The organism is Cerasibacillus quisquiliarum, from assembly GCF_014202495.1.
GTDB lineage: Bacteria > Bacillota > Bacilli > Bacillales > Amphibacillaceae > Cerasibacillus > Cerasibacillus quisquiliarum.
Map to the genome: position 1 here is coordinate 17,744 of NZ_JACHHA010000020.1, position 9,988 is coordinate 27,731.

Annotated in this window: 6 protein-coding genes; 2 read left to right on the forward strand and 4 right to left on the reverse strand. The window is 34.5% G+C overall.

Annotated elements, in window-relative coordinates; genetic code table 11:
* Positions 1-79: 79 nt before the first annotated feature.
* The 4 genes from HNQ35_RS13380 to HNQ35_RS13395 all read right to left on the reverse strand — a co-directional run bounded on the left by HNQ35_RS13380 (position 80) and on the right by HNQ35_RS13395 (position 7,734).
* Positions 80-3,418 carry a DEAD/DEAH box helicase family protein gene (locus HNQ35_RS13380; RefSeq protein WP_146938688.1) on the reverse strand — a complete coding sequence of 1,113 codons (3,339 nt, stop codon included), beginning with the start codon at positions 3,416-3,418 and terminating at the stop codon, positions 80-82.
* An 18-nt stretch (positions 3,419-3,436) separates the two neighbouring features.
* Positions 3,437-4,636, reverse strand: a complete 1,200-nt coding sequence (locus HNQ35_RS13385; protein WP_146938687.1) for a restriction endonuclease subunit S — start codon at positions 4,634-4,636, stop codon at positions 3,437-3,439.
* Between the two features lie 4 nt (positions 4,637-4,640).
* Positions 4,641-6,104: a type I restriction-modification system subunit M gene (locus tag HNQ35_RS13390; protein ID WP_146938686.1), complete on the reverse strand. Its 1,464-nt coding sequence runs from the start codon at positions 6,102-6,104 to the stop codon at positions 4,641-4,643.
* Between the two features lie 220 nt (positions 6,105-6,324).
* Positions 6,325-7,734: an ISLre2 family transposase gene (locus tag HNQ35_RS13395; RefSeq protein ID WP_146938685.1), complete on the reverse strand. Its 1,410-nt coding sequence runs from the start codon at positions 7,732-7,734 to the stop codon at positions 6,325-6,327.
* 895 nt (positions 7,735-8,629) lie between these two features.
* Between HNQ35_RS13395 and HNQ35_RS13400 the strand changes: the two genes are divergently transcribed.
* Together HNQ35_RS13400 and HNQ35_RS13405 are read left to right on the forward strand one after the other, a co-directional pair.
* On the forward strand, positions 8,630-8,800 hold the full coding sequence (locus HNQ35_RS13400) for a hypothetical protein (protein WP_170226734.1): 171 nt from the start codon (positions 8,630-8,632) through the stop codon (positions 8,798-8,800).
* Entirely contained in the window at positions 8,797-9,930 is a 1,134-nt protein-coding gene (locus HNQ35_RS13405) for a recombinase family protein (protein ID WP_260173543.1), read from the forward strand. Before HNQ35_RS13400 ends, HNQ35_RS13405 begins: the two co-directional genes overlap by 4 nt.
* The last annotated feature ends 58 nt before the right edge of the window (positions 9,931-9,988 follow it).

A 9,988-nucleotide genomic window follows, 5' to 3' on the forward strand; every position in this document is an offset into this window, starting at 1 on the left:
ACTACAATCAAACTTCTCACAATTAACAAGATTCGACTTTTTCAGACAGACCCGTCTTGTCATGATTGATAATATTTATTTACGCCCCTGTCACTTCTTCCGCATTTCGATTGATCTCATCAATAATGCCAATGATTATTCTTGCATCGTCCATATTATCTTTGAACAATTCAACAATACTGCCAACTGACCTGAACGGTTCTTGTTGTAATACTTTTTTATCGAGTGTTCCGTTTTTAATGACATAATCGACAATGTGTTTAACAAAGCGAATTTGGTTTAGATTTAACCGCTCCTCTGAAAGGAATTCGGAAAATGCTTCGTTGGCTGCTTTTGGATCTAAACCGACAATTTGCCTAACAAGCTTGGTGATTGGTGTGTCACCAAAGTCTTTTTCATAATCTTCTCTAGTACCAAGTTCTTTCCAAAGAATGTCTTCAAGCATTTTAACATCTTGGGCTGTTAGTGGTTTATTATGGTACAGTTTGTAAATCGCCATTTGGTCTTTATGTTCATTTAAATAATGTTCAACTTTCTTGCGGTAGTTTTGTAAGTCGTTCACATTGAACATTGGAGTGTTTTCTTTTACTTCAATAACTTCATCTTGGAAGTTTGTATAGTAAATTTTCTGAGTTTCTTTTTCGATAAATTTAATTAAATCTCTTAATGCTTCACGTACCTCATCTAACTCGAAAATATCAGCACTTTCCCAAAATTCTTCTGTTAACACTTTATCAATGATGTGCTTTTGCTCCAATACTTGTGGGATTGTACCAAGTTTAGAAAGTGCTTCCGCCGTTTGAATGACACTGCGAATTGGTTTTGTGGCATTGTTGGCTTGTAATTTGGCCAGTTCAATCGTATACATTAATAAATCAAAACGTTTAGCAAATTCATCATCTTGGACTGGGACAATGATTGGTGAGATATGTTCTTTTATTTCATTCGTATCAAGAACTGATAATGAGATCCAATTATCCTTGTTTTTAAATTTCTCCACATATTGTAAATGTTGTCGGACACGAAAGTTTTCATTATCTAATGCAAGTATATCCCTCGTTACCTCATGGACTAATTCATTTCGATGGTTGATATATTCTTCTGTTTGATATTCAGTCCCTTGTAATTCACGGATAATATCCACTTTGGCATTGAATAGTTTTTCTGTGAGACTTTTACCCACTTGAGTTTCCATTCCCTTTGGATTTTCACGAAAAAACTCAAAGTTTCCGCAATAGTCAAAGATGAGGAAATGCGATTTATCTTGTCCAATTCCAAATAAATCTGGACAAAGCCGTGTTCCACGACCAATCATTTGCCAGAACTTTGTTTTCGAGCGAACCTTTTTAAAGAATACAAGATTAACCACTTCTGGTATGTCCACACCTGTATCGAGCATGTCCACAGATACAGCAATTTGTGGCATTTTACTTTTATCTGAAAAGTCATCTATTAATGTTTGAACATATTTTATGCTATAATCAATGACTCTAGCAAAATCTCCACCATACTCTGGGAACAATGCGTCAAACCGTTCTACGATTCTTTCGGCATGGCGATGATTTTTCGCAAAAATAATTGTCTTACCTAGTTTGTCTCCACCTTCAACATGGATGCCTTTTCCCATTAAGTCTTTCAATACCATATCGATGGTGTTGTCATTAAAAAGCCATTCATTTAAAGCAGAGCTGTCAATATCTTCCCTAAAATCTTCTTCATCAAAGGTTTCTTCATATTTTTCTTTATCTTCTTCCGATAAATCATCGTAATGAATACCTTCTTCTAGAAACTTTGTCTTAGTTTCAATTGTTCGGTAATCAACTAAAAACCCATCTTTTACAGCTTGATCCAGCTCATAAGCATAAGTCGGAACACCATTTTCCATTTCAAACACTTCATACGTATTTTTATCAATCTCATCTTTTGGGGTTGCCGTTAAGCCGAGTAAAATTCCATCAAAATAATCGAAAATGCTGCGGTATTTTTTATAGATACTTCGATGCGACTCATCAATGATGATGAGATCAAAGTGTCCAACGGTAAATAATTTTTTCCCATCTTTTCTTTTTGCCTCATCAATCGCATTCATCATCGTTGGATATGTAGAAAAGACGATTCGGCTTTCCTCTGGGTTATCCTTGTTATCTAAAAGATTGCATAAAGGTATACTTGGTAGTAAGTTGTTAAAATTACGATATGCTTGGTTTATTAAAGCTTTACGATCTGCTAAGAAGAGAACATTTTTCACCCAATTATGCCGAGTCAAAACATCGACAATTGAAATTGCCGTTCTCGTTTTCCCGCTACCTGTTGCCATAACGAGAAGCGCTTTTCTCTGATTACGGCTTAATGCGTCACAAACTGATAAAATGGCTTCCTTTTGATAGTATCGGTTACTAATATCATCATTTATTTGTACATTTGATAATGGACGTTTCATTTTCCGGCGTTCGATTAACAAACTTAATTCTTCTTTATTATAAAAACCAGAAACTTTTCGTGGAGGATACGGATCATGCCAAATATATGTTTCAAAGCCGTTCGTATAGAAAATCACCGGGCGAATACCTGACATTTTTTCGATACAATCAGCATAAAGTTTGGCTTGTTGACGACCAATTTTAGGATCCTTTGATGTTCTTTTCGCTTCAATGACGGCAAGAGGTTTACCATTATCACCAAATAAAACGTAATCAGCGAATCCTTTACCTTCCTTATTTGGCATACCAACAACTGGATATTCCCGAATAATATCTTTATTAAACTCCCAACCGGCAAGTTTTAAATCTAAATCGATATATTTTAGCCTTGTTTCAAATTCATTTAATTGATCTACTTGGAAATTATTTTCTTTCGTATTATGTTCACGTTTTTCAGTTACCTTCTTACGTAGATGTTGATTTTCTTTAATAATTTCTTCAAGTTTCCGGTCCTTCGCACTTAATTGCTCATATAAATCTTGTAATTCTTTCGGGCGAACCTTCTTTTCTTCACCAACAGGAAGTAAGGATTCATCAAATTCCCCAGCGGTAAATTCATCAGAATAACAATAATCAATCCATGCGATAAATTGGAATAGGTGATGAAGGGATAAAACAGCTTCATCACGTGTAATTGGTGCATTGGTATGGACAGCTTGATTACCAAGTTTCACCACATACTTCATCATCGGCAATAAATCTTCATCAATAATTCCTAAAAACTCTCGATCGTGAATCAAACTGGAAAGGTTATCCTGATAAGGAACTTTCAAAGCACTGTCATAACTATAAACCCACTTCACAGCCAGTTCCAGCGCTCGACGAGACTGAATCGCACTGACAGCTGGGCTAACAACTAAGCCTTTTTCAGCTTCAAAACAAGCATCAGCAAAACTACGATACTGTTTTTTCCCTTTTAAAAAGCTGAAGTTAGACACATTGCCACCTCCCTTTGATTAAAGGTTAGAAACTTTTTCTTCTGTAAATAATTCGCCTTTGAAGGCACGTTGCATAAGGGAATTATAATTTTCTTCTAGCAGCTTTAACCCTTTATTTAGCAACTCTCTTCTCTCTAATATATTTGATATTATTGAGGCAAATTTATCTTGCAAATCTCTTGGTGGTATATAGATCTTTATCCTTTTTAATTCTTCAGCATTGATATTCGCCATACCCACTATATTTTTTGCCATTGAATAAAGTAGAGTTTTTCCGTATTTAGAATTTAAAAATCCAGATATAAACTCACTATTTGCCTTTTCATTTGGTACTAGTTTAACTAAATATCCAGCATAGGCCATTGGTAATTCTTCACGGTAAACAGCAGTTTTGCCTACAAGTTCCTTACTATTTGTCCTATTAAATAATAAATCACCTTTATGAACCAAATATTTCTCAGCTTCTGAATCATCTAAATCAATATATTTCATATCATTAAAATCTAGAAACCCATTATAGGTAATGTTTCCCATTCTTAATATTGGATACTTTCCTTTATTTTCACTTGCCTTTTTACTAGTTCCATATTGTGTTTTTAAAGTAATGTCCTTAATGGTTCCTACTGGCCAATTTTTAGGGTTCTTATATGGATCCCCAAACATCTCCAAAAACACACTTTGCGTTAATTGGTCTAATGCTTCGATTTGGGCTTTGCATTTTTTAACTAATTCATTACTTTTATTCAATAAATTAATAATTCTATTCTGAACTTCAATTTCTGGAAGTGGAACATCAATATTTTTCAATATAGATAAATTAATATTATTTTGAGCAACACCACGACCAGTATTTACAACTGTATTTTTTATAGATTTCAAAAAGTAATATAGATATTCATTCAGTACTTTTTCACTTTTAACATTTATTCCTGCAATTGCTTGATTAGTTGAAGCATCTATATTTAATATTGCACATTCTCCTATTGTTGCAAAGATTGTATAGAGTAAAGTTCCTTTCTTAAACAATTTTGCAGAAGAATTATTTAAACCTTCTTCTGTAATAAATTCTTCAGTTTTTTCTAAGTACTTTCCTTTTATATCGCTAATTTTCACCCAAGGTATATTCCCATTTTTCCAATAAGCCGGATTAGTTCTTTTTGGTGTACCACCTGATGAAATATCAGCAATTTCTCCTAGCTTTTTATAAATAACAGCCATTTTTTCACAACCCTTTTAATGAATCTTTCAGTTCTTTAATTCCTTTTACTATCTCATGTTCATATTTCTCAATTTTTTCAAGAATCAATAGTGGATCTTCATACTCAACTTCTTCATACTCAATCTCTTTATATTTATTAATCGACAAGTCATAATCATTTTCCTGAATTTCTTCAACCGGTACAAAGAAAGATTGCTCAGTCCGTTTCCGTTCTTTTTCTGCTTCTAAATTATTAAACCGTTCAATAATATCTGGTATATCATTTTCTTCAATCGGTGTACGCTTGTCGTCCAATGAAAATCCGTCCGCTTTCATATCATAGAACCAGACATTATCTGTTCCACCCGCACCAGTTTTTGTGAAAATCATAATCGCCGTTGAAACTCCTGCATATGGTTTGAAGACCCCACTTGGCATTGAAATAATGGCTTCCAATTTATGGTTATCAATGATTTCCTTTCGTATCGTTTTGTGTGCTTTTGAACTTCCAAATAACACACCATCTGGAACAATGACCGCAGCCCGACCACCCGGTTTTAAAATTCGCATAAATAAGGATAAGAATAATAATTCCGTTTTCTTGGTCTTTGCAATTTTTAATAAATCGTTCGAAACCGATTCATAATCCAATGATCCTTTGAATGGAGGATTTGCCAGCACTAACGTATATTTTTCTTTATCTTTATTAATTTCAGAAAGAGAATCCCGATAGTCAATATTTGGATTATCGACACCATGTAGCATCATGTTCATGGCACCAATACGTAGCATTGTCCGGTCCATATCATTTCCGTAAAACATGGTGTTATGGTAATGTTCTTTTAAGCCTTGAACAAGAAACATATCATTATGATGTTTACGTAAGTAGTCGCTTGCTGCAACTAAAAATCCAGCTGTCCCCATCGCAGGGTCAATAATAATATCCTCTGGCGTAGGTTTCATCAATTCAACCATCATTTGAATAATGTGTCTTGGTGTACGGAACTGTCCATTTGTACCAGACGTTAATAGTTTTGAGAGTAAATACTCGTATAAATCGCCTTGTACATCCCGATCATCTAAAGGTAGATTATCAATTCCATCGACAATTTTTGCCAACATATTCGCTGTTGGGATTAAAAACATCGCATCGCCCATGTACTTGGAGTATGCTGAATTATCTTTACCATGTAAATTTTTAATGAAAGGAAAAACTTCATCGGAAACAACACGATACATTTCTTCTGGGGATCCGAGCTGTTTAAAACGGTGCCAGCGCAAGTGTTGTTTATCTTCTGGAAAGATCCCTTCAAATGGTATTCCTAGAACTTCCGCTTCTTTCTCTTTAATTGTTTCTGCTTCATCTAAACTTTTTATAAATAAAAGATAAGTAAATTGTTCGATAACAGTTAGTGGATTTGTAATTCCACCTGTCCAAAACGTTTCCCATATTTTATCTACTTTATTTTTAATTTCCCCTGTAATCATATAACTTCCTCCTGCTGCATCTAATATATCTTCATTATACCTATTTATCTCATTTTATTAAAAGGATAATCATGGAGACGTATGTGTCAACTTTTTCTCGGTCATGTTATTGTACCAATATTTTCAGCACTCTATTTTTGTACACTTTTTAATGCTACCGCGCTGTCGCTTGGTGGCTTGGCTGTGTGGTTCTAAAACCATGAACCACACAGCCAAGGTTTTATCGAAATGATTTTAGTAAGTTTCCTATTGCTGAAGAGTGAGGTGCATTTATATTAATAGATCCGCGCTTTGCACCAATTGACGGGCGTGTAGGTTGACGTAAATACTCGGTTATACGAACCACGCGTTTAACTTCTCTTTGCTTCCGTTTACTGCGTTTTTGTGATGCCAAATACACTTCTCTCAATGTGTTGTTCAATATCCCTTGCTTCACTTTTACCATTGCTTCAGCACCTTCTTTACTCCAATGCATCCCTCGCTTCTTCATACGAAATGATATTTTCCGTTGATTAGACTCCATGCTCCCAAGTCCTCGCGCTTTTTTTGGAAATTCTGTTTTTCGCTCTCGCCAATCTTTCACATAATCCCAATGATTATGAAGGTATGTACGGAATTTGTTGAGCCTTTCTATCTCTTTTTCATTATCCAAAGTGCTTTCATATGTGTCTAAAATGAGCGTAAATGTATTTAAATCATGTTTTTTTATGGCAGCTTTCAATTGGTCCTTTAACTCGCTTTTTTTGTATCCAAATGTCCGATTTATTTCTTGAGCTATATGATAGGCATCTAATTGATGGAGGTGTTGCTTCTTTGATTGTGAAAAGGCTTGACGAAATCGCTCTGCTGAATAACCAGCGCCACCATCACTATTCGAAACAATTTGTGTCTGTTCGAGTGAGTATTCATGTGCTGCATAAGTTTGAACTTCTTGCCAAAAACGATCCACAGATTGTGTTGTCATAATCACTTTTGGGTTCTTTAAAGACACACGTTTCCCATTCTTATTCCAACCTTCATAAAAAATACCATGAGACACCTCGTGATGCTTTTTCTTTTTGAGACTACGAACGAAAACACCATCAGCCTCCGCATACAAATAATCAACCTTTTTTCCCTCAGGTAATGACGCTGATTCCTCTAACTCTTGAACCATCTTCTTATCTGCATCTCCCTGGGCCTTTCCAACACGATTTACAAGATGACCAACCGTTGTGTAACTGATGTCTACGGCTGTCCACTCTTTTAATATCCTAGATGATTCCCGGTACGTATTTTCACTTGCCAACTCTGCCACTTTCACTTCAACTAAAGGACTATGACGCTGACCTTTCCGAAAACCTAACCACTCATCTAATGGATAATGGGCGTGGCCTTGTTGATCGTACATTAAGGTGCGTGTGTATTCTACGGCGCCAAAGGTAAATTGAATCGCACGTTTATCGTTTCTTTCTACCCTGTAATGTTCAGCTTGTTTTTGTTCTTTAATTGTTTTATTCAAGTGTTCAAATACTTCGCCAACTAAGTTTGCGAATGTATCGTACATCAGTAATTGTAACTGCTCTTCAAATTCAATTAGATTATTACTTTGCTTTAATATTTTATAAATCTCTGTTATAATTTGTTTCATGAGAAGGCCTCTTTCTGACATGTATTTGCCTGGAAGCATACATTTATGATAGAATGCCTTCTCCTTTTTTGTCTAGTAAAAAATTGGATTTTAAAGCCCGAGTATAATTTTACACATATCATGGAGACTTATAACTATTTACCCAATTGATTAATCCAAAATATCTTAAAAAATTTTAAAATCCTATTAAAATACATTGAATCGATAAGTATAATGTTTCAGAACAAATCGGTTAATCAAAAAATCAACTAAAAAATTTTTAAAAAAAATTCCTTTTTCCTCTTCAAATATGAAAAAACGAAGATACAATGCTTTATGCAAAACGGAAAATACAAATAACGAAGGAGATGAATTTGCTATCCAAAGTGCAGCATATATTCGAACAACAAGTTAAAGTCATATAGATAGAAATATAAGAAAGCAAACATAGATGTGAAGTCGGAGAATTAAATTCGTTATAAACATTCAAAACAAGCACGCAGTTAATAAAATATTCGATCACACTATAAAAGGTGAAATCCGCAGAGGCTATATGACCATATGCTAATGATTAGTTAAAAATTTCTATGGATAAAGAAAAGGAGAAGAAAAATGATTAACAACCAAGGAAATCTAAAGGGATTTCTCTATATAAGAGTGAACCATCCATCAAAACTTTCAACAGAAGAACATTCACAGCTAACTAATTTCTTATTTGAGTATAGAAGAAATAGTTACAATGGAAAGGGAAATACCTATAAACATCGCATTGAAGAATATTTGTACAAAGTCAAATAAATAGTGTAACCCAATAAAAAGCGAGATCCGCAGAGGTTACGTAATCATTCAAATTGTTGGTTATGTAATTCTGCGGATTTTTTATATTGAAAAATTATAAAAGGGAGAGCGATAAATCATGAATAGATCAGAAAACACCGTTGAGCGAATTTTTGCAGATACTTCGCTCACCTTCATGGATGTTATAAATTCAATTATTGATTATAAAATTGAAGAACTCGTCAATAATGCTAGTAAGGTAAACACTGCTACATCTCAAAAAGACGAGAAGGAGTATGATTCAAAATGAGATGTGCAGTATATGTTCGTGTTTCTACCGATAAAGAAGAACAAAAAGATTCCTTAAAATATCAGCAAGAACTGTTTTATAATTATATAGCGGAAAAAGGTTGGGATATTTACAAATTTTATATTGACGTTGAAAGCGGGACGACGGCAAAAAGAGAAGAACTTCAAAAACTTATTGAAGATGCTCAGAATAAGGAGTTCGATATCATTCTTGCTAAAGAGTTATCACGTCTTGCCCGCAATGGAGAGTTATCCTATAAAATCAAAAACTTATGTGAAAACCAAGGGATTCACATCATTACATTAGATAATGCCATCAATACATTAACAGGGAATACCCATATGTTTGGCCTTTATGCATGGATGTATGAACAAGAATCTCAAAACACGAGTAATCGTGTGAAAGAGACATTAAAAACTCGAGCAAAAAATGGACTTTTTAAAGGATCAAACCCTCCATATGGGTATGAAGTAAGAGATGGAAAATTGTATATCCGAAATGATGAAACACCAAATATTGTTAGACGAATTTTCAAAGAATATTTGGAAGGAAACGGACGACAAAGTATTGCAAGACGGCTATATAACGAGGGAGTTCCAACCCCTGCTCAAATAGCAGGAAAAGCAAACGCAGGAGATAAGTGGCATGATTCTACAATTAGATGCATCTTGACAAATCCCCATTACGTTGGGGATCTTGTTCAAGGAAGAACAACGACAGTAAGTGTAACAAGTAAAAGAAGAAAAAACGTTCCTAAAGAAGAACAGTTTATTATCAAAAATGCACATGAGCCAATTATATCTAGGGAAACGTTTGATGCTGTCCAAAATCAATTAGAGCAGAGAAGAAAATATATTACAGCACCCAAGATACATCTTTTTACTAATGTCCTCTTTTGTGCCGATTGTGGTACAGGTATGTGGTTCCGAAGCAATCGAGACGGATACATTTGTGGGGCTTATGCGCGTCATGGGAAAAAAGCTTGTACCGCCCACACAATAAAAGAGGATTTTTTAAAAGAAACAATTCTAAATGACATAAAATCCTTAATTCATCAAATTGACAAAGAGCAATATATAAAGAAGATGGAGAGAAAATCGAAAAAGGAAATTCATCAACCTGTTAGCTGACGGAATCATTACCAATGAAGAATATCAAGAGAGTATTGAAGCAACGAACAAGGATTTA